23 protein-coding genes and 1 riboswitch are annotated in these 25,193 nt (G+C 63.7%); of the genes, 13 read left to right on the top strand and 10 right to left on the bottom strand.

Translation table 11 applies throughout. From position 1 onward, the window contains the following. Positions 1-13 precede the first annotated feature (13 nt). The 12 genes from LZK81_RS13685 (at position 14) to LZK81_RS13630 (ending at position 14,182) form a co-directional block, all read left to right on the top strand. Complete coding sequence (locus tag LZK81_RS13685; RefSeq protein ID WP_046626075.1) at positions 14-829, top strand: creatininase family protein; 816 nt, start codon at positions 14-16, stop codon at positions 827-829. A 4-nt stretch (positions 830-833) separates the two neighbouring features. Beyond that, positions 834-2,465, top strand: a complete 1,632-nt coding sequence (locus tag LZK81_RS13680; RefSeq protein ID WP_046625766.1) for a CocE/NonD family hydrolase — start codon at positions 834-836, stop codon at positions 2,463-2,465. Then, entirely contained in the window at positions 2,455-3,480 is a 1,026-nt protein-coding gene (locus LZK81_RS13675; protein ID WP_233953635.1) for an ABC transporter ATP-binding protein, read from the top strand. The genes LZK81_RS13680 and LZK81_RS13675 overlap by 11 nt, the downstream gene beginning before the upstream one ends. A 20-nt stretch (positions 3,481-3,500) precedes the next feature. After that, positions 3,501-4,550 carry an ABC transporter substrate-binding protein gene (locus tag LZK81_RS13670; protein ID WP_046603953.1) on the top strand — a complete coding sequence of 350 codons (1,050 nt, stop codon included), beginning with the start codon at positions 3,501-3,503 and terminating at the stop codon, positions 4,548-4,550. Continuing rightward, entirely contained in the window at positions 4,547-6,235 is a 1,689-nt protein-coding gene (locus LZK81_RS13665) for an ABC transporter permease subunit (RefSeq protein WP_233953634.1), read from the top strand. The genes LZK81_RS13670 and LZK81_RS13665 overlap by 4 nt, the downstream gene beginning before the upstream one ends. Positions 6,236-6,298: 63 nt before the next feature. Next, positions 6,299-6,402: riboswitch (TPP riboswitch) on the top strand. Positions 6,403-6,538: 136 nt separating this feature from the next. Beyond that, on the top strand, positions 6,539-7,321 hold the full coding sequence (locus LZK81_RS13660) for an ABC transporter permease (protein WP_233953633.1): 783 nt from the start codon (positions 6,539-6,541) through the stop codon (positions 7,319-7,321). Then, a complete protein-coding gene (locus LZK81_RS13655) occupies positions 7,318-8,262 on the top strand; it encodes an ABC transporter substrate-binding protein (RefSeq protein WP_233953632.1) in 945 nt (314 codons plus the stop codon). Before LZK81_RS13660 ends, LZK81_RS13655 begins: the two co-directional genes overlap by 4 nt. Before the next feature lie 97 nt (positions 8,263-8,359). Continuing rightward, positions 8,360-9,262 (top strand): NUDIX hydrolase, encoded by a 903-nt coding sequence (locus LZK81_RS13650; protein ID WP_046608551.1) that lies wholly within the window; start codon positions 8,360-8,362, stop codon positions 9,260-9,262. A 68-nt stretch (positions 9,263-9,330) separates the two neighbouring features. After that, entirely contained in the window at positions 9,331-10,302 is a 972-nt protein-coding gene (gene nadA / locus LZK81_RS13645; RefSeq protein ID WP_046603958.1) for a quinolinate synthase NadA, read from the top strand. Beyond that, positions 10,299-11,840 carry an L-aspartate oxidase gene (locus LZK81_RS13640; protein ID WP_233953631.1) on the top strand — a complete coding sequence of 514 codons (1,542 nt, stop codon included), beginning with the start codon at positions 10,299-10,301 and terminating at the stop codon, positions 11,838-11,840. Before nadA ends, LZK81_RS13640 begins: the two co-directional genes overlap by 4 nt. A 1-nt stretch (position 11,841) precedes the next feature. After that, positions 11,842-12,699, top strand: a complete 858-nt coding sequence (gene nadC / locus LZK81_RS13635) for a carboxylating nicotinate-nucleotide diphosphorylase (protein WP_233953630.1) — start codon at positions 11,842-11,844, stop codon at positions 12,697-12,699. Between the two features lie 85 nt (positions 12,700-12,784). Next, positions 12,785-14,182, top strand: coding sequence for a M20/M25/M40 family metallo-hydrolase (locus tag LZK81_RS13630; RefSeq protein WP_233953629.1), 1,398 nt, complete (start codon positions 12,785-12,787; stop codon positions 14,180-14,182). 12 nt (positions 14,183-14,194) lie between these two features. On the opposite strand, the gene LZK81_RS13625 is transcribed toward LZK81_RS13630, so the two are convergent. Next, on the bottom strand, positions 14,195-15,997 hold the full coding sequence (locus LZK81_RS13625; protein WP_233953628.1) for an adenine deaminase: 1,803 nt from the start codon (positions 15,995-15,997) through the stop codon (positions 14,195-14,197). Between the two features lie 196 nt (positions 15,998-16,193). Here LZK81_RS13625 and fdxA point away from each other — a divergent pair, with 196 nt between their 5' ends. After that, positions 16,194-16,532, top strand: coding sequence for a ferredoxin (gene fdxA, locus LZK81_RS13620; protein WP_046599685.1), 339 nt, complete (start codon positions 16,194-16,196; stop codon positions 16,530-16,532). Here fdxA and LZK81_RS13615 read toward each other — a convergent pair. From LZK81_RS13615 to LZK81_RS13575, 9 genes are read right to left on the bottom strand one after another with little or no spacing between them, the layout of a single operon-like run. Beyond that, positions 16,529-17,932 (bottom strand): amidohydrolase family protein, encoded by a 1,404-nt coding sequence (locus LZK81_RS13615; protein ID WP_233953627.1) that lies wholly within the window; start codon positions 17,930-17,932, stop codon positions 16,529-16,531. The two genes, fdxA and LZK81_RS13615, sit on opposite strands and share 4 nt — an antisense overlap. Continuing rightward, positions 17,929-18,852 (bottom strand): LysR family transcriptional regulator, encoded by a 924-nt coding sequence (locus LZK81_RS13610; protein WP_046625783.1) that lies wholly within the window; start codon positions 18,850-18,852, stop codon positions 17,929-17,931. The genes LZK81_RS13615 and LZK81_RS13610 overlap by 4 nt, the downstream gene beginning before the upstream one ends. Before the next feature lie 35 nt (positions 18,853-18,887). Further along, a complete protein-coding gene (locus LZK81_RS13605; RefSeq protein WP_233953626.1) occupies positions 18,888-19,664 on the bottom strand; it encodes an enoyl-CoA hydratase-related protein in 777 nt (258 codons plus the stop codon). Then, positions 19,661-20,818: a CaiB/BaiF CoA transferase family protein gene (locus LZK81_RS13600; protein ID WP_233953625.1), complete on the bottom strand. Its 1,158-nt coding sequence runs from the start codon at positions 20,816-20,818 to the stop codon at positions 19,661-19,663. The genes LZK81_RS13605 and LZK81_RS13600 overlap by 4 nt, the downstream gene beginning before the upstream one ends. Continuing rightward, positions 20,815-22,173 carry an FAD-dependent oxidoreductase gene (locus tag LZK81_RS13595; RefSeq protein ID WP_046625792.1) on the bottom strand — a complete coding sequence of 453 codons (1,359 nt, stop codon included), beginning with the start codon at positions 22,171-22,173 and terminating at the stop codon, positions 20,815-20,817. The genes LZK81_RS13600 and LZK81_RS13595 overlap by 4 nt, the downstream gene beginning before the upstream one ends. 55 nt (positions 22,174-22,228) lie before the next feature. Next, positions 22,229-23,056, bottom strand: a complete 828-nt coding sequence (locus tag LZK81_RS13590; RefSeq protein WP_046603968.1) for an ABC transporter permease — start codon at positions 23,054-23,056, stop codon at positions 22,229-22,231. Continuing rightward, on the bottom strand, positions 23,053-23,847 hold the full coding sequence (locus tag LZK81_RS13585) for an ABC transporter ATP-binding protein (RefSeq protein ID WP_233953623.1): 795 nt from the start codon (positions 23,845-23,847) through the stop codon (positions 23,053-23,055). The genes LZK81_RS13590 and LZK81_RS13585 overlap by 4 nt, the downstream gene beginning before the upstream one ends. A 26-nt stretch (positions 23,848-23,873) precedes the next feature. Next, positions 23,874-24,908 (bottom strand): ABC transporter substrate-binding protein, encoded by a 1,035-nt coding sequence (locus LZK81_RS13580; protein ID WP_046603970.1) that lies wholly within the window; start codon positions 24,906-24,908, stop codon positions 23,874-23,876. Positions 24,909-24,963: 55 nt separating this feature from the next. After that, the gene (locus LZK81_RS13575) at positions 24,964-25,152 is read right to left on the bottom strand and encodes a hypothetical protein (RefSeq protein WP_233953622.1); all 189 of its coding nucleotides are present in this window, start codon (positions 25,150-25,152) and stop codon (positions 24,964-24,966) included. Positions 25,153-25,193 lie beyond the last annotated feature (41 nt).

Below are 25,193 nucleotides of genomic sequence, written 5' to 3'. Positions count from 1 at the left end.
CGAGGACATGTCGATGAAGCTGAAATCGCATTGGTGGTGGGACCACACGGCAAGGGACTTCTCCGAATTCGAGATGGAGAAGTTCGTCGCGATCCTGCCGATCGCCGCAGTCGAGCAGCACGGGCCGCATCTTCCGGTCCGCGTCGATGCTGCGATCAATGCCGGCGTCGTCGCCCGCACGGTCGAACTGATGGAAGACGACCTGCCGGTTCTGGTCCTGCCGATGATGCCGGTCGGCAAGTCGGTCGAGCATACCGCTTATCCCGGCACACTGACCTTCAACTACGACACGCTCGCAAAGATGTGGTTCGAGCTCGGAGAGAGCGTCAATCGCGCAGGCTGCCGCAAGATCATCTTCGTCAATTCGCATGGCGGCCAGCCGCAGGTGATGGACATCGTCTGCCGCGAGCTGCGCATCAAGCTCGACATGTTCGCCGTCAGCGCCTGGGCAAGCGCCGGCGCCGATTTCTCCGACCTGTTCAGCGCCCACGAGATGAAGCACGGCATCCATGGCGGCGAGGCGGAAACCAGTGTCATGCTGCACCTGCATCGCGAGCTGATCGACATGCAATATGCCGAGGATTTCGTTCCCGTCTCCGTGGAGTTGGAAGCGGCCGGCGGGTTGCTGATGCCCGAAGGTCGGATCGGCTATGGCTGGCAGACCCAGGACGTGCAGCCGTCGGGCGCTTGCGGCAATGCGGCTGCCGGCGATGCCGAACGCGGCCGGCTCTATGTCGAGCGCAGCGCCGCCAACCTCCTGAAGCTGATCAAGGAAGTCCTGGATTTCCCGCTCGACCGGATCACCTCCAAAACCATGTACAAGGGGTGATGGCTTGACGAACCGGCCCGCATCATATGGCGTTGCCGGCCCCGAAAGGGGCGAGCTTTTGCTCGATGACGGCGTCGTGCTGGTGTCCGATATCTATCGTCCGGTCGGGGACGGCACGTTTCCGGTCCTGTTGATGCGGCAGCCCTACGGGCGGGCCATCGCCTCCACGCTCGTGCTCGCGCATCCCTCCTGGTACGCCGCGCATGGTTATATCGTGGTCATCCAGGATGTGCGCGGCTGCGGCGATTCCGGTGGTGTCTTCGAGGCCTTCGTCAGCGAGCTCGCGGATGGTGCGCGCACTCTGGAATGGGCGGCCGCATTGCCTGGAAGCAACGGCAAGCTCGGCCTCTACGGCTTCAGTTACCAGGCGGTGACACAGTATTTTGCCATCGCCGGAAAGGGGTGTGTGCGGCCGGATGCGATCGCGCCTGCCATGGGCTCGTGGATGCCACGCGACGACTGGGCCTATGAGGGCAATGCCTTCCGGCTCGGGCTCAATGCCGGCTGGGCGGCGCAGATGGCCCGGCTGACCGCGACGCGGTGGGAGGATGCCGGGACCTTTTCCGCCCTCGACGGAGCGGCAGATGATGCGGCCCTTCGTGACCTGCTCGTCTCCCGGCCCGACATATCGCATCTCGCCAAATGGGTAGCGGACGAGAGCGACTATTGGGACGCGGTATCGCCCGGCGTACTGCTGGCCGATGATCCGCTGGACATACCGGCTCTTCATACCGGAGGCTGGGCCGATTTCCTGCTTCAAGGCACCTGGGCCGCCGATGCGGCCTTTCGACGGAAACATCCGGAGAGTTCACATCTGGTGATCGGCCCTTGGGCGCATGCGCCTTGGAACCGGGCATGCGGTGCCACCGACATGGGGCAGGCGGCGGAATTCTCGGTCGATCGCGCCCAGCTGGCCTTCTTCGATTTCTATCTCAAGGGGCTTGGCGAACGGCCGCAGCCGGTGAGGCTGTTCGACATGGGGCGGCGCTGCTGGTGCGATTTCGCAGATCGTCCCGTCAGCTCCGAAGCCGAGTTTTTCCTCTCATCCTCAGGCCTTGGCGCAGCCATGGTCAGCGATGGCAGGCTGTCGATGGGCAGCGGTGCTGAGGAGCGGGACACGTTCGTCCACGATCCCACCCGCCCGACACAGCTTGTCGGCGGTCATCTCGGGACGCCGGCCGGTTTTGCCGATCGCAGCGGCCACGACAACCGCGCCGACGTTGCCGTCTACACAAGCGCGCCCTTCGACGCGGCGAGGTCCTATATCGGGAAAGCCTTTGCCGAGATCGAGGTCGAGACGCAGTCCGAAGGTTTCGATCTCTGCGCGACATTGTCGCTCGTCAGCCCGTCTGGAGAGGCGAGGGTGCTCAGTACCGCTTATGCCCGCCTCGTCGGCGGCCGGCGGATTTTGGCACGCGTAAGCCTTCGCCCGATCTGCGTCACCGTCCCGGAAGGTTTTGCGTTGCGGCTTTCGCTGCAGGGCGCCGGCGCGCCGGTCTTCGAAGTTCATCCCGGCGACGGGCCGTTCGCTTCCGCGCCCGAGATGGCGCGCCGACCCATCACGATTTCCATCTGCCATGGTGGGACGACCGGTTCCCGCCTGATCATGCCCGAGGCTCCCGACAATGTCGCATAAGCACTACCTGACGCTCGACAATATCACGGCCACCTACGGCGATTCCGTCGCCGTCAGCGGCCTCACGATCGAGGTCGCCAAGGGTGAACTCCTGTCGCTGCTCGGGCCGTCCGGATGCGGCAAGACGACGACGCTGCGGATGATCGCCGGCTTCGTGCAGCCGTCGGAAGGGCGCGTCATCCTTAATGGCGAGGACATCAGCAGGCGTCCGGTGCATACCCGCAATATCGGTGTCGTCTTCCAGTCCTACGCACTGTTCCCGCATCTGACCGCGCTCGACAATGTCGGTTTCGGCCTGCGCATGCGCCATGTGGGCAAGGCGGAGTGCCGCGCCCGTGCCGCCGCCGCACTCGATACGGTCGGGCTGACTGCCTATTACGATCGCTATCCGGGCCAGCTTTCCGGCGGCCAGCAGCAGCGCGTGGCGCTTGCCCGCGCGCTGGTGATCGAGCCGGACGTGCTGCTCCTCGACGAGCCGCTGTCCAATCTCGACGCCCATCTTCGTGCCGACATGCGGACCGAAATCCGCACGCTGCAGCAGCGGCTCGGGATCACCACCGTTTTCGTCACCCACGACCAGCAGGAAGCGCTTGCGATGTCCGACCGCGTCGCGGTGATGAACAAGGGGCTGCTCGCCGAGATCGGCACGCCCGTTGCGCTCTGCGACCGGCCGCATTCGCCGTTCACCGCCTCCTTCCTCGGCGCTCGCACGGTGATCGAGGGGAAGACCGAGAGCGGCCTGTTCACCGCGCCGGGGCTCACCTGCGAGGGGGCGCCTTCCGGCGCCACCCGCCTCGTTCTGCGTGCGTCGCGGCTCAGGCTCTCGGACGGGCCGGGGCCGCTGCATGTTTCGGGCACGCTCGTCAATTCCGCATTCCTCGGCGACACGTACGAAGCCGATATCCAATCCGCATGCGGCACGATCCGCCTGATCGTGCCTTCGGATATGCCGCCTCCGCCCCTCGGGACGCCGTGCAGCATCCAGACCCAGCCGGGTGGCGCCACATTCATCTGACCGAAAAGGGGAACAAAGACATGAACGTTTCGCGTCGTACATTCAACAAGCTTATCGCCGGTGCCGGTCTCGCCGCACCGTTCCACATCATCCGTCCCGCCTCAGCGCAGGAGCCCAAAAAAGGCGACGAACTCGTCGTCGGCATATGGGGCGGCGCGCAGGAAAAGATCGTCAGGGAACATGTCGAGAAGCCGCTCGTGGAGAAATACGGCTGCAAGATCAGCTACGTTCTCGGCGGCACCGGCGACCGCCGTGCCCGCGCCTATGCCGAGCGCGGCCGCCCGAGCTTCGACGTGCTCTACCTCAACATCTTCGAAAGCCGCCAGGCCGTGAAGGACGGCGTGACCCAGGCGCCGACGCCTGCCGTCAAGAACTTCGAGGCGCTCTATCCGAGCGCGCGAAAGGGCGGCTACGGCGTTGCCTTCAACCCCTGCACGATCGTCTACGACAAGACCAAGGCGTCGAAGCCGATCACCTCCTGGAAGGACATGTGGAACCCGGAATGGAAGGGCCGCATCGCCTGGCCGGATGGCCTGGGCGCCGAAGGCATTTCCGCGCTGATGATGGCCGCCCGCGTCTGGGGCGGGGACGAGAAGAACGCCGACATCGCCTTCGAAAAGGTCAAGGAGCTGAAGCCGTTCGCAGCGATTCAGGGCAGCCAGGCCCAGCTCTTCGAAATGTTCGACCAGAAGCTCGCGGATCTTTCCGTCGAGTTCGGCAGCTTCACCCAGTCCTATGTCGAAACGCGCAATCCCAATATAGCGATCGCCAAGCCGGTCGAGGGGCAGGCGCTTTCGATGAACGTCGCCTGCATCACCGAAGGCACGAAGAACCAGAAGCTCGCCGAAGAGTGGATCAACCTGCACCTCTCCGAACCCTGCATGCTCGCCTACGCGCGCCAGATCTACTACTCGCCGACTGTCAGCAACATCACGGTCCCGGACGACATCAAGTCGAAGCTCGTGCTCGGCGATGCCGATGTCGCCAAGCTCGTCGATTTCGATTGGGACGTGATCAATGCCAGCCGCGCCAAGTGGCAGGCGAAATACGATCGGGAGATCGCGGGATGAACCGTTGGATCGGGCCGGCGCTTGCAGCGCCGGTCACCCTTTGGCTGCTTCTATCCTTCGCGGCGCCGATGTTCGTGGTACTCGTGCTCTCCCTGCACGAGTATCCCGATCCTTTCGGTCCGCTGTTCATAACGCCGTCGATCGCGCAGTTCCGGGACATCGTCTCGGACGGTTTCTATTTCGGCGTCGTCTCCGAAACCATCCTGCTCGGCCTAGGTGTCACCGTCATCACGGCGCTTCTCGGTTATCCGCTCGCCCATTGGCTGGCCCGGATGCCGGTGAAATACCGCGCGGCCGCGTTCGCCGTCATCCTCATTCCGCTGCTCACCAATGTCGTGGTGCGCTCGCTCGGGATCATCCTGCTGCTGGCGCCCGAGGGCCTGATCAATTCGGTCACCGGCCTCATCGGAATTCCGCCGGCGAGATACATGCTGTTCACCCACGGCGCGGTCGCCGTCGCATTGGCGCAGGTCTTCCTGCCGTTCATGGTGCTGGCGCTCTACGACAACCTGCAGAACACTTCGCCGCGTGTGCATGAGGCGGCCCAGAGCCTTGGGGCGTCTCCGGCGGTCCGGTTCCTCACCGTCGACCTGCCGCTGTCGCTGCCCGGCCTTCGCTCCGGGGCCGTCATCGTTTTCCTGATGGCGACCACGGCCTATGTTTCCGCTTCGCTGCTTGGCGGCAAGAAGGTCTGGACCACGGGCATGCTGGTGCTGCAGGAGGCGATCAAGAATCTCAACGCGCCGCTTGCCGCAGCACTTGCGATCATCATGACCGTGACCGGTCTCGCGTTTGCGGCGCTCTGCGCCTATCTCCTCAACCGCCTGATGCCGTGGCTGAAGGGCAAGCCCAGCAATCCGTGGAGCATTCCGCGCTGGATCGTGCCGGTCATCAACATCCTCGGGCCGATCGTTTCGAAACTGCTGCTCGCCGCCTCGCTGCTGCTCCTGCTTCTGCCGCTGGTGCTCGTCTGCATCCAGAGTTTCAACGACGTGCCGCAGGCGACCGCGTCCGGTTTCCGCGGCTTCACGCTGAAATGGTACGAAGCGGTGTTCTTCGCCGGGACCTATGCGGATGCCTTCTGGGTGTCGGTGCGGCTTGCCGTGACCTCGATGCTGGTGGCGCTGGCGCTGTCGTTGCCGGCGGCCTTCGCGCTCGCCCGTTATCCGTTCAAGGGCCGTTCCGCGCTTCTGACGTTCTGGTTGCTGCCGATGTCGCTGCCGCATGTGGCGATCGGCGTCGGCATGCTGAGGCTGCTGCAGATCTACCTGATCATCCCGCCCTTTCTCGGCCTCGTGGCGATCCACGTGATCGTCATCCTTCCTTTCGCCATCACGCTGCTGACCACCTCGGTCATGGGGCTCGACCGGGCGCAGGAGGAGGCGGCGGCGAGCCTTGGTGCGAGCCCGGTGCGGCGGTTCTTCCTGATCATCATGCCGGGACTGGCGCCGGGACTGTTTGCGGCTGGTATCGTCGGCTTCCTCCTGAGCTTCGGCGAGGTGACGGTGACGAGTTTCCTGACCACCGCCCGCCTGACGACGCTTCCGGTCCGCATCTACTCCGAATCGACCTTCAGCCTGGAGCCGACCGCGCATGCGATCTCCGCCGTGCTGATCGTCTTCACGGTCATTGCGCTGGTGCTGGTGGGTAGGGTGGTTCGCCTCGACAGGCTCTACGCACGCTGAATTGGAAACGATAGCGGGCCGGCCGGCCCGCTTGACAGGCATACTGAAAACCGACAGTTATCGTCCTATTCCGAGGGGAGCATCTTGACGATGCTGAGATGGCGCTGAGCCGGACCCTTGAACCTGATCCGGGTCATGCCGGCGTAGGAACGGAAATAGGCGTCGCCCGACGATTTTTTCTCTTCTCCGCTTCACCTGGGTCTCCGTGATTGATTTGATCTGGAGATCGACCGATGACATCCATTCTTTTCGTTGCCCGAAGGGGACATCCGGCCGCTATGCGTAGTTACGACGTGTAGCACCATGCGCGCGTCCCATGCGCTCTTTGGCCTCGTCCTGCTTGTCGTTTTCTGGCAGGCCGGCGTCTGGCTGTTCGCTCCACCCCGCTACATTCTGCCGTCTCCCATTGCCGTCGCTTCCGCCTTTCTGCGGCAGCCGGGTTTCCTGCTGCAGAACAGCGCCGTCACGCTGACGGAAATCGCGCTGGGGCTGGTGATCGGTGCCGGCCTCGGCATTGCCACCGCCTTCGGCGTCGCGGCGCTGCCGCGGTTCGGTCGTCTTGTCTGGCCGATGGTGCTGATTCTGCAGGCCTTTCCCGTCTTCGTCCTGGCGCCGATCCTGGTTCTCTGGCTCGGTTTCGGCCTCGCCTCGAAAGTGGCGATGACGACGATCATCATCTTCTTTCCGGTCGCCTCCGCCTTTGCCGACGGTCTTCGCCGCACCGATCAGGAAATCCTCGACGCCGTTTCGCTGGAGGGGGCAAGTCACTGGCAGACGCTGGTGTCGATGCGTGTGCCGCTGGCGATCCCGAGCCTCGTCTCGGGCCTCAGGGTCGCGGCACCGCTGGCGCCGCTCGGGGCGGTCGTCGGCGAGTGGGTCGGGGCATCCGGCGGGCTCGGCTTCGTGATGGTCCAGGCCAATGCGCGCATGCAGACCGATACGGTGTTCGCGGCCATGACCATACTCGCCATCCTCACCCTCATCTTGCGGCTTCTCATTGACCGGCTGACGGCCGGTCTCGCCCCCTGGGCCAGCGAAGCCGATCCCGCATTCTCATCCGCATCAAGGAGTTCCGTCCGATCATGATCCGTATCCTCACCGCGTCCTTCATCGCGCTGGCCAGCCTCGCGGCGCCCGCGCCCTCCCAGGCCGCCGACAAGCTCAGTGTGCTGCTCGAATGGTTCGTCAATCCGGATCATGCGCCGATGGTCATCGCCCAGCAGCGCGGGCTGTTTGCCGATGCCAATCTCGATGTCGAACTCATCGCGCCGTCCGATCCATCCGCTGTGCCGCGGCTGGTTTCTGCCGGCCAGGCGGATATCGGCATCCATTACCAGCCCAATCTCTATCTCGACCATGAAGCAGGCCTGCCGCTGGTACGGTTTGGTACCCTGGTCGAAACCCCGCTGAACACCGTGACGGTTCTGGCGGACGGCCCGATCAAGAGCCTCAAGGACCTGAAGGGCAAAAAGGTCGGCTTTTCGGTCACCGGCTTCGAGGATGCCATGCTGAAGCGCATGCTGGCCTCGGAAGGGCTTTCCAACGACGACGTGGAACTGATCAACGTCAACTTCTCCCTGTCGCCGTCGCTGATCGGCGGCAAGGTTGATGCGACGCTCGGTGGCTTCCGCAATTTCGAGCTGACCCAGATGAAGCTGGAAGGCCATGCGGGGCGCGCGTTTTTCCCCGAGGAGCATGGCGTTCCGGCCTATGACGAACTGATCTTCGTCACCCGCCGCGATTCTGCCGCCGACAGCCGCCTGCCGCGATTCCTGCATGCGGTCGAACAGGCTTCGATCTTCATCACCAATCATCCGCAGGAAGCATGGCAGCTTTTCATCAAGGCCTATCCGAACCTCGACGACGAGCTGAACCGCACCGCATTCTTCGACACGCTGCCGCGCTTTGCCAAGCGCCCGGCCGCACTCGACCATGGCCGCTACCAGCGTTTCGCCGCCTTCATGCAGGAAATGAGGCTGATCAAGACCGTGCCGCCGGTCGGGGACCTTGCGGTCGAAATCAAGTAGGCCAAGCTGCTGATATTGTTTGATTTGAACTCCGGGGTTCGCGTAACGTGATTTCCATGCCAGATAGGCTTTCCACGTTACGGACCCCGGAGTTTGTTTGACCATCGGACTTGCCCATGCGGAACTGATCGCCGTTCTTTCCGCCGTCACCGGCGACGAGCCGCGCGTGATGACGGTTCGCTCCGGAGATGCGCTGCCGTCCGGGCCTTTCGAACTCGGCCACAGGAGCCTTCAGGCTGGGCTGCGGGAATGGGTGGGGGACCAGACGGGCCATCCGCTCGGTTATCTCGAACAGCTCTATACCTTCGCCGACCGCGACCGGACCCACGAGGATGCCGAGGGGCGGACGATCTCGATCAGCTATCTCGGCCTCGTCCGTGAACAGGCCGCACCCGGTGCCGGAAAACCCGGCTGGCACGGCTGGTACGAATATTTCCCCTGGGAAGACCATCGCGGGGGTGGGCCGGACATTCTGGCCGACATCACCGGGCGTCTTCGGGGCTGGATCGCCTCGGAACCGGCGCGCCGGGAACACCGCCAGCGCCGCGTCGACTTCGCCTTCGGCCTTGATGGCGCCGTCTGGAACGAGGATCTCGGCCTACAGCGCTACGAACTGATGTACGAGGCAGGGCTGGTGACCGAGGCCGGTTGTCCGCCGGCAAAAAGCTTCGGCCGCTCAATGTTTGCCGATCACCGCCGCATCCTGGCGACAGGCATCGCGCGGCTGCGCGCCAAGATCAAATATCGTCCGGTCGTCTTCGAACTGATGCCGGAGAGTTTTACGTTGTCGCAATTGCAGCGCACCGTCGAGGCGCTTGCCGGCCTCACCCTGCACAAGCCGAACTTCCGCAGGCTGATCGACCAGCAGGAGCTGATCGAGGAAACCGGCGAGGCAACCAGCGAGACCGGCGGTCGGCCGGCCAAGCTCTTCCGCTACCGTCATGCGGTCCTCGAAGAGCGCGCGCTGTCCGGTTCGAAACTTCCGCTTTCACGCAATTGACATAAACTCGAATCGAGAATATCTCTTTGCGCCGGATATACTCACTTCGAGTATAAAAGGAGCTGTTCATGAATTCTCCGGTTTCGGTTTCCTCGCTTTACGATCGTGTCAGCCGCGTCATCCCCAAGGCCGAGTGGATGAGCTACGAAGCGGATGTCGCAGCGATCCTGGAGCTCAAGCGCACTCGCAACGCCGTCATCCTCGCCCACAACTACCAGACGCCGGAAATCTTCCATGGTGTCGCCGATATCGTCGGCGACAGTCTGGCGCTTGCCCGCAAGGCGATCGACGTGGATGCGGATGTCATCGTGCTTGCCGGCGTGCACTTCATGGCCGAGACGGCAAAGCTGCTCAATCCGGGAAAGACGGTGCTGATCCCGGACATGGCGGCGGGCTGTTCGCTGGCGGATTCGATCACGCCTGAAGATATCGCGCTGCTGCGGCAGGCGCATCCGGGCGTGCCGATCATCACCTATGTGAACACGTCTGCAGCAGTGAAGGCGGCATCCGATATCTGCTGCACCTCCGGCAATGCCAAGCAGGTGGTGGAATCGCTCGGCGTTCCGAAAGTGCTGATGATCCCGGACGAATATCTGGCGCAGAACGTGGCGCGGGAAACCAATGTCGAGATCATCGCCTGGCACGGCCATTGCGAAGTGCATGAGCTGTTCAATGCGCAGGACGTCCGCGATCTGCGCGAGGCGCATCCCGGCGTCGTGGTGCTGGCGCATCCGGAATGCCCGCCGGAGGTGGTTGCAGAGGCCGATTTTGCCGGTTCGACCGCCGTCATGTCGGACTATGTCGGCCAGAAAAAGCCGGCCCGCGTCGTGCTCCTGACCGAATGTTCGATGAGCGACAATGTCGCCGTGCATCATCCGGATGTGGAGTTCGTGCGGCCCTGCAATCTCTGCCCGCATATGAAGCGGATCACGTTGTCGAACATCCGCAAGGCGCTTGAGGAGAACCAGCACGAGGTGACCGTCGATCCGTCGATCGCGGTCGCCGCCCGCCGCGCAGTCGAGAGGATGCTCGCCATATGACCGAGATTTTAGACCATCTCGCCGGCCGTGTCGCGATCGTCGGCAGCGGTCTGGCGGGGCTTGTGACGGCGCTGACCTTGGCACCGCAGCCCGTTGTCCTGATCACCCGCGCCGCGCTGGGTGCAGAAACCTCCAGCGCTTGGGCGCAGGGCGGTATTGCGGCGAGCCTCGGCACCGACGACAGCGCGGATCTGCATCTGGTGGATACGCTCGCAGCCGGCGACGGACTTTGCGATCCGACTGTGGCGGCTTCGATCCTGAGGCAAGCTCCGGACGCCATCGCCGTCTTGGAAAAATTTGGCGTGCGTTTCGACCGGGCAGAGAATGGTTCGCTTTCGCTCGGCCTGGAGGCTGCCCATTCGCGCCGCCGTATCGTGCATGTGGCGGGCGACGGCTCGGGTGCGGCGATCGTCCGGGCTCTGGTCGAAGCCGTTTCAGAAACACCGTCGATCACGGTGCTTGATGGTGTCGAGGTTCGTCGGCTGCTGACGGATGGCGAGGCGGTGTCCGGCCTGCTTTGCGCGGCGGCCAAGGGCGCGGTCATCCTGCCGACTGCGCGGGTGGTTCTGGCGACCGGCGGTCTCGGCGGGCTGTATGACGCGACCACCAATCCCCCCGGCAATTTCGGCCAGGGCGTGATGCTTGCGGCACGGGCCGGTGCGCTGCTTGCGGATATGGAATTCGTGCAGTTCCACCCGACGGCGCTCGATTCCCAGCGCCAGCCGCTGGCGCTGGTCAGCGAGGCGGTGCGCGGAGAGGGGGCGGTGCTCGTCAACGAAAAGGGCGAGCGTTTTCTCGCCCGCGAGCCCGGCGCCGAACTGGCTGCGCGCGATATCGTGGCACGTGCCATCAGCGCCGAGATCGCCCGCGGCGGGCGCGTGTTTCTTGACGCGCGGCCGGCGCTCGGAAACGGCTTTTCTCGCCGGTTCCCGGCGATCGACGCGCTGTGCCGGGAGGCGAGCGTCGACCCCAATTCCGACCTCATCCCTGTCCGTCCTGCCGTTCATTACCACATGGGCGGTGTGGCGACGGACGCGAATGGCCGTAGCTCCTTACCCGGTCTCTGGGTGGTCGGGGAGGCGGCTTCGACCGGTCTCCACGGCGCCAACCGGCTGGCCAGCAATTCGCTGCTCGAAGCGGCCGTGATGGGCATGCGGGCCGCGCAAGATCTCTCGGCAACCTCCGCTGAAACGCCTCACCGGGTCGCCGATGCCGAGCTGCCGGTGCCGGCGGATATTTCCGCCGTTCGGCCGATCGTGTCGCGGCATCTCGGCGTTTTGAGAAACGCAGGTGCCATTCATGGCGCAATCGCGAGCCTGCTGCCGCTCGTCGAGGGCGAAGGATCGGCTGCCGATCCGGCGATCGTCGCGCTGCTGATCGCGGTCTTCGCGTCGCTGCGAAAGGAATCCCGCGGCGCGCATGCGCGCACCGATTTCCCGCTGAAGCTCGCCTATGCGGAACGGCGGCAGATGCGCCTTGCCGATGCGCTGGAAATCGCCCGCGCGACCGCTTCCCATCCCCTTGCCCGGAGTGCCTGACATGATCCTTGCCGCCCTTCCGCGACTTCTCGTCGAACCGCCTGTGCGCGCAGCACTGCTGGAAGACCTCGGCCTTGCCGGCGATGTCACGTCCACGGCAGTCATTCCAGCCGGTCATCGCTCGACCGTTGTCATGGCGGCTCGTAAAGCCGGCGTCATCGCCGGGCTGGATGCGGCCGAACTCGCCTTCCAGCTCGTCGATCCGAAGATCGTCATGACGCGCCATATCGAGGATGGCGGGGCAGTAAAGCCTGGCGACGTAATCGCGACGATCGAAGGCCCGTCCAGAGGCCTTCTCACCGGCGAACGGACGGCACTCAATTTCCTCGGTCATCTCTCCGGCATCGCCAGCGTCACGGCCGGCATTGTCGCGGCGATCGAAGGCACCAAGGCTTCGGTCGTCTGCACCCGCAAGACGACACCGGGGCTTCGGGCGCTGGAGAAATACGCGGTGCGCGCCGGCGGCGGCATGAACCATCGCTTTGCTCTCTATGATGCGGTGCTGATCAAGGACAATCACGTGGCGATTGCCGGCGGCATCGCCGAATCCATCCGCCGCGCCAAGGCGGGCGTCGGGCACATGGTGAAGATCGAGGTGGAGGTGGATACGCTCGACCAGCTTCACGAAGCCATGGAGGTCGGTGTCGATGCGGTGCTGCTCGACAACATGACGCCGGAGCAGCTTCGCGAGGCGGTCGACATCGTCGCCGGCCGGGCGATCACCGAAGCGTCAGGCGGGATCACGCCGGCGACGGCCGCCGCCGTGGCCGCATCGGGCGTCGACCTGCTCTCCGTCGGCTGGATCACCCACAGCGCGCCGACGCTGGATATCGGGCTCGATTTTCGCTCTGCAAGTTAGGATGGGCGGTGCCAGAGGCTTCCGGTGCCGTTGAAAACAATGGTACATCCTTGATCCGGAACACCGAACGGGCAAGGAGCGCAAGATGCCGAAAATACCCGAAGACCAGATTGACGCCGTGCTGGCTCTTGTCGATGCCGAAATCGACGAGAGCCTCGCGCGCCTCTTTGATCTGATCCGTATTCCGAGCATCTCGACCGACCCCGGCTATCGCGACCAGTGCAAGGCGGCAGCCGATTGGCTGAGCCGCGACCTCGCCTCGATCGGCTTCGATACGTCCGTCCGGCCGACGACAGGCCATCCGATGGTCGTCGCGCACCAGAAGGAGGCGGCCGGGCCGCATCTGCTGTTCTACGGGCACTACGACGTCCAGCCGGTCGATCCGCTGGCGCTCTGGACCAGCGATCCGTTCGAGCCGCGGCTGGAGCCGCTGCCGAATGGCGATACCGCGATTGTCGCGCGCGGCGCTTCGGACGACAAGGGCCAGATGATGACCTTCGTCGAGGCCTGCCGTGCCTGGAAGGCGGTGACCGGCAAGCTGCCGGTGCAGGTCAGCATTCTTTTCGAAGGCGAGGAGGAGGCGGGCAGCCCGAGCCTTGCGCCCTTCCTCGATGCAACCGCCGGCGAGCTGAAGGCCGACATGGTCTATGTCTGCGACACCGACATGTGGGACCGCGAAACGCCGGCCGTCACCACCATGCTGCGCGGGCTCTACAGCACCGAGGTCGGGATCACCTGCGCCGATCGGGATCTGCATTCCGGCATGTTCGGCAATGCTGCCCGCAACGCGCTGCAGGTGCTGTCGGATGTCGTTGCGAGCCTCAGGACGCCGGATGGCGGGGTGGCGGTCGTAGGTTTTTACGACGGCGTCAAGGAATTGCCGGAAGCCATCAAGGCGCAGTGGCAGCGGCTGCCGTTCGACGAGAAGGGTTTTCTCGCCGATATCGGTCTCAATATCCCGGCGGGCGAAGCGGGCCGGTCGATCCTCGAACAGGTCTGGGCGCGGCCGAGCTGCGAGATCAACGGCATGAGCGGCGGCTATACGGGCGAGGGCTTCAAGACCGTCATCCCAGCCAAGGCGACCGCCAAGATTTCCTTCCGGCTGGTCGAGGGCCAAGTGCCGGAAAACATCCGCGATGCCTTCAAGGCGCATGTCCAGGCACGCATCCCGGCGGATTGCTCGGTGACGTTCAAGGATTTCGGGTTGGCGCCAGCGACCGTGATGCCGGTCGAGAGCCCGTTCCTGACGAAGACACTTGCCGCGCTTTCCACCGAATGGGATTGCGAGGCGGCGCTTGCCGGAACCGGCGGGTCGATACCGATCATCGGCGAGTTCAAGCGCCGGCTCGGCTGCGATGCGCTACTTGTCGGCTTCGCCCGCTTCGACAACCGCGTTCACAGCCCGAACGAAAAATACGATCTCTCGAGTTTCCACAAGGGTATCCGCTCGTGGGTGCGCATTCTGGCCGAGCTTGCCGACTGACCCCGCCGCCGGTCAGGCTTTTTCGAAGAGCGGCGAGATCACCATTTCCGGCACCAGCACAAGTCCCTTGTCGGTGATGCGGATTTCCGGGATCACCGACAGCGGGATGAGGTTGAAGCCCATATAGGCGATGGTGCAGCCGGCCTTTTCCCATTCCAGCTTGAGGGCCTTCACCTCGTCGGCGACCTCGTGGACGCGCTTGTCGGAGAGCAGGCCGGCGATCGGCAGCGGCACCATGGCCGTCACCTTGCCGTCCATGACAACGCAGACGCCACCCTGTTTTTCCTCGATCGCGTCCAGCGCCACCTGCATGTCCGCCTCGTTGGTGCCGGCGACGATGATGTTGTGGCTGTCATGACCGACGGAGGAGGCGACCGCGCCCTTTTTCAGGCCGAAACCGTTCAGCAGCCCGTGCGCGACATTACCGGATGACTTGCCGTGGCGCTCGACGACGGTGACGAAGCAGAGGTCATGATGGTCGAAATGGGCCTGCCAGTCGTTGGCGGGTTCGAGCGTCACCGTGACATGGCCGAGCGTGATGCCGGGAAGCTCCGTGCGGATCGTATGGGCAGTGACGGTGTCGACGGGAAGATCGGGCGCCAGTTTGAGGTTTTTCGGCAGCTTGACGGTATGATAGGCGGCCTCCGGATAGCGATAAGGCTTCGAAAGTGCCTCATCGAGGACCGCGGTGACCTTGCGGTCATCGACCACCAGTTCGCCTCCGTACCAGGTGCTGACCGGTTTCAGGTCGTCGGTCAGAAGCACGAGGTCGGCGCGGCGTCCGCCGCCCATCCCGCCGATGTCGCCTTCCATGCCGAAACGGGTCGCGCCATGCAGCGAGCCCATGGCCCAGGCCTGTTCCGGCGTCATGCCGGCCTTGACGGCTTCGCGGGTCACCCAGTCGAGGCCGAAGGCGAGCAAGTCCTCGGCGTCGCGGTCGTCGGTGCAGACCGCGACGCGTTTATGCGAGGCGCCGAGTTCGGTGATTGTCCTGATCGCATGCGGCAGCGAATGCCAAGGCGTCGTCGGCGGGCCGCCGCGCAGGAAGAGCCAGACGCCGGCCTCGAGCAGGTCGTCGGCAATATCGCGGTCGATCGCCTCATGGGTATCGGTGACGCCGGACGCAGCATAGGCAGCGACGAATTCCCGGCCGTAGACGTGGCCGGAGACCGGTCGGCCGCGCTGGAGCGCTGCGGCAAGGATCGCATGGCTGCGCTCGTCGCCCATGGCGACGGGGACGAAATCCATCTTTTCGCCGAGCGCCACCGCTTCCGGCCATTTGTCGAACAGCGCAGCGATCTTGGCCGGCGTCAGGTCGCCGCCGGCGGTTTCGAGTTCCGGAGATGTCGCGGGCACGGTGCTGGGCACAGTGAGGAAGATCGACAGAGGGGCAAGCCGGGCATCTTCGAGCATGGCCTCGACGCCCGCGACGTCCATGACATTGCCGATCTCGTGGCTGTCGCAGAAGATCGTCGTGGTGCCGTTGAGGAGTGCCGCTTCGGCATAGGCGCAGGCCGTTACCATCGAGGATTCGATGTGAATATGCGGATCGACGAGGCCGGGCGCGATGATGCCGCCCTTGGCGTCGTAGAGTTTCGCCGAGCCGCTCCTGTAGCTGCCGGCCGGTTTTACGGCTGCGATGCGGCCGCCCGAAATCCAGACTTCGCGACCGTCGAGAATGCGCTCCGAATAGGTGGACAGCACGCGCGCACCCTGGATGACCAGATCGGGGTCGCGACGGGCCGAGGCGACATCGGCGAGACGGCGGGTCATGGTCGAAAGCGGCTGAACGGAGAAGCGGGTGAGGGTGCTCATGAAAATCTCATTTCCAGGACTTAGGGGAGGACAGGCGGGATTGTAGGGAAAGCCGCCGAGGCAAGGAAGCGCCAAATAGGGCGGGAAGATTATTGGAGCGTTGCTGAAATTCGAACTCTCCAAGCGAAATATGCTGCTTTTCAGCAACGCTTAGGTTTGGGATAGTGCCTCGATACAATGAGAGGCAAACGATCCGATGGCCTATATCATCACCGAACCCTGTATCGACGTGAAGGACGGTGCATGCACCGCAGCCTGTCCCGTCGACTGCATCTACGAGGGCGGGCGGATGTTCTATATCCATCCGGACGAGTGCATCAATTGCGGCCTCTGTCTCTCCATCTGTCCGGTCGATGCCATCGCTTATGACGAGGAGGCGACCGAGGCACAGATGGCGTTCATTCCCGTCAACCGGGATTATTTCGGGCCCGATGTGACCGGGTTGGGATCACCCGGCGGCTGGGACAAAAGCCGGACGCGGGCCGTAGATCACCCGGCGGTGACAGCCGCGCCCGTGCGTGAGGCGGCTCACTAGGCGTTCGTCCAGCTTCCATAATAGGCGCGGGTGGCAGTGATCAGTTTGCCGCATCTTTCCCGCTCGATGGTGAGGCGCGGCAGGTCGGCCTTGGCCTGCGCCAGCAGTTCCTCGCGGGCCGCATCGAAATCGACATTCACGAGCCTGCCGTCCCGCATGACCGGCCGGCCGGCGACATAGACGGCCTTGGCATGGGCGGCGGACATGCGGTTCAGCAAGACTTCGGCCTCATCGAGATCGTCGAAGACGCTGTCGGCGATCAGCGCCTCGTAGTCGATGACCGTAAAGTCCTCTCCGAGCGGGGCGTTGACGACAGTTGCGCCGGTGCGGATCGCGGCGTCGAAGATGCCGGCCGCCGTGAAGCTCCGTTCGAGCCCTCGTCCACCATGCAGGAAATAGAGGAGCCGCATTTCGCGCCAGAGATCCTGGTCGTCGTCGAAGGCGCTGCCGTCGAGCCCGATGCCGAAGCGCAGGCCGCGCTTGACGGCGTCCGCGAGCGGCGCGGTGCCGGAGCGCAGGCGAAGGTTGGCGGAGGGATTGGAGACGAGCTGGACGCCACGTTCGGCCAGCAATTCGTATTCGTCCGGCCGGAGCTGAACGCCGTGGGCGACCGCCAGGCGCGACGAGAGGAAGCCGATCTCGTCGAGATAGCGGACGATGCCCTGCGGGAAGCGACGGTCCAGCCATGCTCTCTGTCGTGGGCTTTCGAGCAGGTGCATGTGGATACGGCGATCGTTGGCGGCGGAGGCCTCGGCGATCGCTTCGAGCAGGGCGTTCGAGCACCATTGCGGGCCGATCGGGCCGTATTGGACATCGACCAGCGGATTGGAATTGGCAGCGGCAACGGCATCAGCGGCGGCGAGCTGATCGCGGAACGGGGCATATCGAGGCGCAAGCGGGGAAAGAGCCTCCCAGTCCGCTGGGCTGAGGAAGGGCTTCAAGCGCTCAGGGCCGCCGTCATAAGCCCAGGCGTCGTGGTCGAGCAGTGGGCAGGAGAGGCCGAGCCGGATGCCCATATCCCTGGCCGCCCGGATCACCTCCAGGGCCTCGTCGACCATGCGGGCCGCATTCAGGGAATTGTGGCAGTGGATGGTCGCCGCGACGCCAGTCTTTGCGAGGCGCCCGAATGCGACGAGGGCTTCGAGATAGGCATCGGTGCGGGGCCGCAGCCGCATCGTTGGGATCCAGGTTTCGAGCGCGTCGTCGAGGCTGCCGAAATCGAGCGTGCGGATGCCGTAGCCGTGGTCATGGGCGTTGACCGGCATCGGCAGAAGCAACTCGCCGCCGGAAAGCGGAATGGCCGAGGCGAGAGCGGGAAGGGCGGCTTGTGCCGCATCGCCACGCAGGGCTTTTTGATGGCCCGGATGCTGTAGGAAACGCGTGTCCTCGTTCGATGTCACCGCTTGATGACCTCCGCAATCTGGTTGCTGAATTTTTCGAGATCGACGCTGAGCGCCTCGATCACGGCTTCCGTCGCATGGGTGAGCTGACGGTTATGGGGCGCGACGATGCCTACCTCCATGTTCTGCAGGCGGGAGCCGGCGATCGGCAGGGCGACCACGTCGCCGGCCTTCAGTTCCTTCAGCAGCCCGAGCGGAGTGAAGAAGGCGACGCCTTCGCCGGACAGGATCAGCGGCTTCAGCATCATCTGGTTATTGGTGGCGACAAGCGTGCGGCCGACGCGGTCGAGCGAGGCGAGTTCGACGGCGATCATCGAACTCATCACCTCGTTGTCGAGTTGCAGCAGCAGCTTGAACTGGGCGCACTCCTGCAGCGTCGCACTCTTCTGGCGGGCCAGCGGATGATGTTTGGCGACGATCACCATCAGCGGCATGCGCACGCCATGCACCAGCTTGATATCGTGGGGGCGGGCGAGATCGAAGGTGATGCCGATATCGCAATCGCCGTCGGCGACGAAATGGAAGATGTTGTTGAAATTGTCGGCACGGATGCGGAAATCGACGGCCGGGTTCTTGCGGTGGAATCCCATCACGAATTCCGGCAGGAACTGCACGGCCAGACTGTCGAGACAGGCTATATGAACGCGGCCGGTGCGCTTGCCCTGGAGATCGCCGAGATCGGATTTCATGATCTCGTAGTGGTGGATCGTCTCCTTGGCGTGCTTCAGCACCACCTTGCCGGCGGAGGTGAGGCGCAGGCCATCGGAAAACCGTTCGAACAGCGGCGTGCCGAGTTCGTCCTCAAGCTTGCGAATCTGGCGGCTGACGGCAGAGGTCGCCACATGCAGTTCTTCGGAGGCCTTGCGGATCGAGCCCGCGCGCGCGACTTCGACGAAATATTTCAGGATACTGGCGTGCATACTCATCCCCCAAGATCCTGAAATTCATACCATGCCTACCGGCCCTGCCAAACCGGAGCGCGCTTTTCGCGGAAGGCCGTAACGCCTTCGACGGCGTCTTCGCTCTGCAGCGCACGGATCAGCGCGGGGGTGCGCAGGCCTTGAGCTTCGGCGGGGCTGAGATGACCGGTGCGGTTGACTGTCTGCTTGATCGCCTTCAGCGACAGCGGTGCACAGGCGACGATATCGCTTACCCATCGGTCGACGGCGGCATCCAGTTCGTCGAAGGGCACGGTCTCGTTGACGATGCCGAAGCCCTGCATTTCGGCTGCGGTGAACTGCCGGCCGGTCAGCATCACGGCCATGGCGAGGTTATGGGGGATTTTACGCTGCAGCAGTACCATGCCGCCGTCGAGCGGCATGCGGCCGACGCGTGCCTCCGGCAGGCCGAACTTGGCGGTATCGGCGGCAATCACGACGTCGCAGCCGAGCACCATCTCGAAGCCGCCACCGAGCGCATAACCGTTGACGCGGGCGATGACCGGCACGTCCAGCGATTTGCGGAAGGCGAGGCCGCCGAAACCGTTGGTGCGGCTTTCCGCCCAGTATTCTAGCCCGCTCTTGGTGGCGCCGCCCTTGAGGTCGGCACCGGTGCAGAAGGCCTTTTGGCCGCTGCCGGTCAGGACCACGCAGGAGATGTCGTCGCGGGCCTCGATCTCGGTCCAGATGGCGTCGAGTTCCTTTTCGGTCGCGGCATCGACGGCGTTCATGCGGTCCGGGCGGTCGAGCGTGACCCGCGCCACACGGTTCTCGACGGAAAATCCCACGGTCATGCCGCGTCTCCGCGGCGAGCTTCCAGCGAAGCGAGGATCTCGTCATTGTGCTGGCCGAGGCTCGGCGGCGCGATGCGGACCGTAACCGGGGCCGCCGACATGTCGATCGGGGAACCGATCAGGCGTATCGGACCGGCTGCGGTCTCGCCGGCTTCGAGGATCATCTTGTTGATGACTGTCTGCGGGTCCTGCAGCGCTTCGGCGAGGTTGCGCACCGGCGCGCAGAGAATATCGACCTCTTCCAGGCGCTTCAGCCAATGGGCATTGCTGTTCCTGGCAAAATTCGCGCGAAAAATCTCCTGCAGTTCCGGGCGATGCGCCATCTGGGAATCGAAATCCTTGTAGCGCGGCTGGGCCGACAGATCTTCGATTTCGAGCGCGTTGCAGATGTCCTGCAGCGGGTTCTGCTTGAAGGCGCCGACCATGACGATCGCGCCATCGGTGGTGTCGAACACGCCGGTCAGCGGGAAGGCGCCCCAGTTCAGGTCCTTCTCGCGCATCATGTGCGCGGCACCTTCCTGCATCTGCATGGCGAGCATGGAATTGTAGAGGCTGACCGCAACCTGCTGGCCTTCGCCGGTCTTTTCCCGGTGCAGGAGCGCCAGCAGGATGCCCTGAACGAGATGCATACCGGCGGAATAGTCGGCGAGCGGGGTGGCGTAGATCGAAGTCGGATGGGCGCTATCCGACTTGCGGCGCATGACGCCGGAAAGCGCCTGGGCGAGAATATCCTGGCCGCCCTTGTGCTGGTAGGGGCCGGTGAGGCCGAAGCCGGTGCCGACCGCGTAGATCAGCCGCTTGTTGATCTTCTTCAGGTCGTCGTAACCGAAGCCCATGCGTTCCATCACGCCGGGGCGGAAGTTGTTGACCACCACGTCGGCGCCGGCAATCAGCGCCAGCACGGCGTCGCGGGCTTCGGTGAGCTTCAGATCGAGTGCCAGGCTCTTCTTGTTGCGGTTCAGCGAGCAGAAGACCGGGTTGTTGAGGCCGTCAGGGTCGGAACCGAGCGACCAGCGCGACAGGTCGCCGATCTTCGCCTTCTCGATCTTGATGACTTCAGCGCCGTAATCGGCGAGCGTCTGGGTGCAGCAGGGGCCGAGCATGACCTGCGTGAAGTCGATCACGCGGACGCCGTCGAGTGGGAGAGAATTCATTCCGCAGCCTCCAGGAATGTTGCATTGTCGGACGGGATATCGCCGGGATCGGCTCCCTGGGCCCGCATCTGTTTCTGGATCTTGCCGATATCGGCTTTCCGAACGGTGGTTCCGGCATTGAGCGCCACGACGGCGGCAACGCCTGCAGCTTCGCCCATCGCCATGCAGGGCGGGATTTCGCGGCTCGACTTCTGAGCCTGGGGTGTCGCCGAGTAGTGACGTCCGGCGACGATCAGCTGGTCGACCTCGCGTGGCAGCATCGACCGGTAGGGCGTGTAATAGTCGCGGCCGCGGCAGACGGTGTCGGAGAAGTGGATGCGGTTCATCACGTCGTCCTTGGTGACGACATATTCGCCTTCGAGCAGCCGGGTCTGGCGCACGCCGGTCTGCGGCGCGAAATCGACCACATAGGCCTTTTCGAAGCCGGGCATCTTTTCGCGGGTGAAATCGAGCAGGCGGGCGATGCGGTTGCGGCCTTCGAGTTCGGCCTTGGTCAGGTCCTCGGTCTTGAGACCGGAGAGGTTCGGCATATGCGGGCAGTTGAGCCAGACGACGCCCGGCAGCGGGGTCTTCAGCCACCAGAAGGACCAGCAGCCGCCGATCAGGCGCTTGGCCTCGTGGTCAATCTTCTTGAAGGCTTCCGGCTCCTCGAATTCGAAACGCTCGGCGGCTTCCGTATCGACGCCGCCCCAGCGGGAGACGGTGGTCAGGATGAAGTTGGATTCCACATGCGAGGCGCCGGCAGAGGCCGCGACATCGAGGTCGCCGGTCGTGTCGATGACGACATCGCCGAGGATCGCTTCCATGCCGGACTTGGTTTGGCAGATGACGCCCTTGATGGTCTTGCCTTCCATGATCGCGGAGGAGAACCAGCTATGGGTCCGAAGCTTGACGCCGGCTTCGGTCAGCACGTCATAAGAGGCGCGCTTGAAGCCGTCGGGGTCGAAGGCGGCGGAAAAGCAGATGGGGTGCGGCATGGACTGGGTGTGGAAATCGAACAGGCCCCAGCGCGCCCAGCGCCGCCAGGCTTCCGGCGTTTCGCGGATGTCGAGTTCGCGGTCGCGGCCGGTTGGCGTGACGCAGAGGTTCCATTTCTTCATCCGCTCGATCATCTCCATGCAGATGCCCTGCACGGTAATTTCGAGGTTGTTGATCATGTCGTCGAGCACCAGCACCATGCCGCCGGCGGCAAGTCCGCCGACATAGGGGTAGCGCTCGAGAAGGGTCACCTTGGCGCCATTGCGGGCCGCGGAAACGGCCGCGGAAATGCCTGCCGGTCCTCCGCCGACCACGACCACATCGGAACGGTCGACCACTGCGACGTTGCGCGCCGCCTGAAGAATTGTCTGTTGCATTGGTTCAAACTCCCAAAGAGTTGGGCCTGAGGACAGTTGGCTCAGTGTGTTGGGCTCAGTGCGATCCGGCCGGCTTCCAGCGGATCATCCGGGCTTCGATCACCGAGACGATGAAGAAGAGGACGACGGCGAGGACCGCGGCGATCACGACGGTTGCGTAGAGCAGGGGCGAGCGGAAATTGTAGGTAGCCTCGATGATCAGAGCCCCAAGGCCGAAGCTCGAGCCGATCCATTCGGCGACGATGGCGCCCATGACGCTGCTGGTCGCGGCGATCTTCAGTGCCGCGAACAGGAACGGCATCGAACTCGGCAGCCGCACCTTCCAGAGGATTTCCGTGTTGCTGGCGGAAAGCACCCGCATCAGGTCGAGCATGGCGGGGCTCGCGGATTTCAGGCCCTGGACCATGTTGACCAGTGTCGGGAAGAAGCAGATCAACCCGGCGATGATGATCTTTGGCGCAAGCCCGTTGCCGAAGATCAGCACCAGGATCGGGGCGAGCGCAATGATCGGGATCGCCTTGATGAACACGGCGATCGGGTAGAAGGCTTTTTCCGCCGTCGCGCTGTGGACGAACCAGATCGCCAGAAGGATGGCGACGAGATTGCCGAAGACGAAGCCGAGGAAAGCCTCGAGGATCGTCGGCAGCATGTTGGTCCAGAGGATCCCGGCGTTGTCACGGAAGGCGTAGGCGACATCGACAGGGCTCGGGGCCATGAAGGTCGGGATCTTGAAGAACCAGACGACGAACTGCCAGAGGACGACGAGCCCGACGGCGGCTGCGATCGCCGGCATATGTTTGGCGAATACGCCGGCGGTCGCATCGAGAAGCGCGATCTTGCGATCGGCCTCGGTCTTGCGGGTGGAGGAAACGACGTGGCTCACAGGCATTCCTCCAGAAGGCGGCGCAGATGCGCGGTGACGCCGATGAATTCAACGGTGTCACGCACGGCAAGCGAACGCGGGAAGGGCAGGTCGACCTTCATGAACTCCTTGACGCGGCCCGGGTGGGCCTGGAGCATCAGCACGTTCTGGCCGAGGAAGGCCGCCTCCGGAATGGAATGGGTGACGAACAGGATCGTCGTTCCCGTTTCCTGCCAGACGCGCAGCAGTTCCTCGTTCAGTCGGTCGCGGGTGATCTCGTCGAGCGCCCCGAAGGGCTCGTCCATCAGAAGGATGCGCGGCCGCGTGATCAGCGCCCGGGCAATTGCCACGCGCTGGCGCATGCCGCCCGAGAGCTCGTGAGGGAGCGCATTTTCGCGCCCCTTCAGTCCGACCATGGCCAGCAGTTCATGCGGGTCCGCATGGTCGCCGGTCTGGGCGTGTTTTCCGACTTCCAGCGGCAGTCGGACATTGTCGAGCACGTTCCGCCAGGGAAGCAGCGTCGCGTCCTGGAAAACGAAGGCGAAGTCGCGGCTCTCGCGAGCCTCCTGCGGGCTGCGGCCAAAGACGGAAATCGAACCGTCGCTGATGTGGACGAGATCCGCCACGCATCTGAGCAGGGTCGATTTTCCACAGCCGGACGGGCCTAGCATGGTCACGAAGGCCCCTTCTTGTATTTCCACGGAAACATCGGAAAGGGCCGTGAACTCGTTGTTCCTGTCACCGAACCGGACGGAGAGGTTTCGGATCGAAACCGCCGTGGCTGCCGGTTCGGTCTGGGGAACGTTCGGCATCAACTTCGCCGTTCCTAACATGGCTATCACCCCACCTGTTTGCGGATGTCGCTGGTGGCTTCGAGGATGGAGAAGTTCGCGACGTCGTCGACCGTCGGAACGGTACCCTTGAACTGCTTGAGATCGGCATAGGCCTTGATCTGCGCCGCCCAGTTTTCACGCGACATTGTGCCCCAGCCGGATGCCTTGGTGGTGGCACCGAAGGAGAAGTCGACGCACGGGACCACGGCCTTCATTTCGCTTGCCTTGTCGAGGATCGGATAGGCCTCGCAGAGCATCTCGACCGCTTCCTTCTGATTGTTGCGAACGTAACCCCAGCCCTTGGCTGCGGCGCGGGTGAAGCGTTCGAGAACGTCGGAGTGTTTGGCGATCTGGTCGTCGGTCGTGTAGTAGACGTTGGCGTAGAGCTGCAGGCCGCTGTCCCAGAGCATCATGTCGACCCGGTTGTCGCCGAGCACATCGAGAGCGTTGACATTGGTGAGCCAGCCGGTGACCGCATCCGCCTGGCCGGTGATCAGCTGGTTCATGTCCGAACCCATGTTGACCATCTTCACCTGGTCCTCGGCGATGCCGTTCTGGGCGAGAAGTGCGCGCAGCAGGATGAAGGCGGTCGGCTGGGTGGCGATCGTCTTGCCGATCATGTCCTTCGGGGTCTTGATCGCCTTGTTCTTCAGAGAGAAATAAGTGAATGGGTGCTTCTGGTAGCCGGACAGGAAGGCCTTGACCGGCAGGCCTGCCGAACGCGCCAGCATGACGGACGGGCTGGAGGAAATCTGGCCGGTTGCGGACTGGCCCGATGCCACGCCCGCGACGCCATCGACGCTCGGTCCGCCGGGGACGATCTCGAGCTCGATACCCTGTTCCTGGAAAAAACCCTTCTTCATGGCGGCGACTTCGCCGAGCACGCCGTTCGAGGCAAGCCAGCCGAGCTGCATGCGCACTTTGGCCACGTCCTTGGCGTTGCCGGCCCGGATGCCGAGGAAGCTGGAGGTGGCGGCAAGGCCGCCCAAGGCCGCGGCATTGGAGATGAAGCGGCGGCGATTCAGTGTGAAATGAGACATAGCGTTCCCCTGTTGGCCTTTTGGCCTGATACATTTTCGCTTGACTTAGCCGGTCTCAGCTGCCGGATTGCGGAGAGGATGGCGCAATGTTGCGTTCTAATAAAGAACAATAATTCGCATATTTCGTTGCCGAAAAGGCAACGCTATCGTGTCGGGGATTTTCGAAAACTGACAAGTGGAAGGTGTCTTCGCGCACCACAGCCTCGATGGCGATACCGGAAATGCCGCTGGTGCCGGCGTTCATGGTCGACAGTTTATTTATTTATCCACTCAAGATAGAAAATG

This window comes from Neorhizobium galegae, from assembly GCF_021391675.1.
In the GTDB taxonomy this organism is placed as follows: domain Bacteria; phylum Pseudomonadota; class Alphaproteobacteria; order Rhizobiales; family Rhizobiaceae; genus Neorhizobium; species Neorhizobium galegae_B.
The sequence above is the reverse complement of the archived record's forward strand: the minus strand, read 5'-3'. Positions and strand labels throughout refer to the sequence as shown.

What these genes read in the sequence shown, in the direction of transcription:
- LZK81_RS13685 (WP_046626075.1), top strand. Translation starts at nt 14, where the DNA reads ATGAAGCTGAAATCGCATTGGTGGTGGGACCACACGGCAAGGGACTTC.
- LZK81_RS13655 (WP_233953632.1), top strand. Translation starts at nt 7,318, where the DNA reads ATGATCCGTATCCTCACCGCGTCCTTCATCGCGCTGGCCAGCCTCGCG.
- LZK81_RS13630 (WP_233953629.1), top strand. Translation starts at nt 12,785, where the DNA reads ATGCCGAAAATACCCGAAGACCAGATTGACGCCGTGCTGGCTCTTGTC.
- LZK81_RS13640 (WP_233953631.1), top strand. Translation starts at nt 10,299, where the DNA reads ATGACCGAGATTTTAGACCATCTCGCCGGCCGTGTCGCGATCGTCGGC.
- LZK81_RS13660 (WP_233953633.1), top strand. Translation starts at nt 6,539, where the DNA reads ATGCGCGCGTCCCATGCGCTCTTTGGCCTCGTCCTGCTTGTCGTTTTC.
- LZK81_RS13625 (WP_233953628.1), bottom strand. Translation starts at nt 15,997, where the DNA reads ATGAGCACCCTCACCCGCTTCTCCGTTCAGCCGCTTTCGACCATGACC.
- LZK81_RS13580 (WP_046603970.1), bottom strand. Translation starts at nt 24,908, where the DNA reads ATGTCTCATTTCACACTGAATCGCCGCCGCTTCATCTCCAATGCCGCG.
- LZK81_RS13600 (WP_233953625.1), bottom strand. Translation starts at nt 20,818, where the DNA reads ATGAATTCTCTCCCACTCGACGGCGTCCGCGTGATCGACTTCACGCAG.
- LZK81_RS13670 (WP_046603953.1), top strand. Translation starts at nt 3,501, where the DNA reads ATGAACGTTTCGCGTCGTACATTCAACAAGCTTATCGCCGGTGCCGGT.
- LZK81_RS13575 (WP_233953622.1), bottom strand. Translation starts at nt 25,152, where the DNA reads ATGAACGCCGGCACCAGCGGCATTTCCGGTATCGCCATCGAGGCTGTG.
- LZK81_RS13675 (WP_233953635.1), top strand. Translation starts at nt 2,455, where the DNA reads ATGTCGCATAAGCACTACCTGACGCTCGACAATATCACGGCCACCTAC.
- LZK81_RS13665 (WP_233953634.1), top strand. Translation starts at nt 4,547, where the DNA reads ATGAACCGTTGGATCGGGCCGGCGCTTGCAGCGCCGGTCACCCTTTGG.
- LZK81_RS13610 (WP_046625783.1), bottom strand. Translation starts at nt 18,852, where the DNA reads ATGCACGCCAGTATCCTGAAATATTTCGTCGAAGTCGCGCGCGCGGGC.
- nadA (WP_046603958.1), top strand. Translation starts at nt 9,331, where the DNA reads ATGAATTCTCCGGTTTCGGTTTCCTCGCTTTACGATCGTGTCAGCCGC.
- fdxA (WP_046599685.1), top strand. Translation starts at nt 16,194, where the DNA reads ATGGCCTATATCATCACCGAACCCTGTATCGACGTGAAGGACGGTGCA.
- LZK81_RS13605 (WP_233953626.1), bottom strand. Translation starts at nt 19,664, where the DNA reads ATGACCGTGGGATTTTCCGTCGAGAACCGTGTGGCGCGGGTCACGCTC.
- nadC (WP_233953630.1), top strand. Translation starts at nt 11,842, where the DNA reads ATGATCCTTGCCGCCCTTCCGCGACTTCTCGTCGAACCGCCTGTGCGC.
- LZK81_RS13585 (WP_233953623.1), bottom strand. Translation starts at nt 23,847, where the DNA reads ATGCCGAACGTTCCCCAGACCGAACCGGCAGCCACGGCGGTTTCGATC.
- LZK81_RS13595 (WP_046625792.1), bottom strand. Translation starts at nt 22,173, where the DNA reads ATGCAACAGACAATTCTTCAGGCGGCGCGCAACGTCGCAGTGGTCGAC.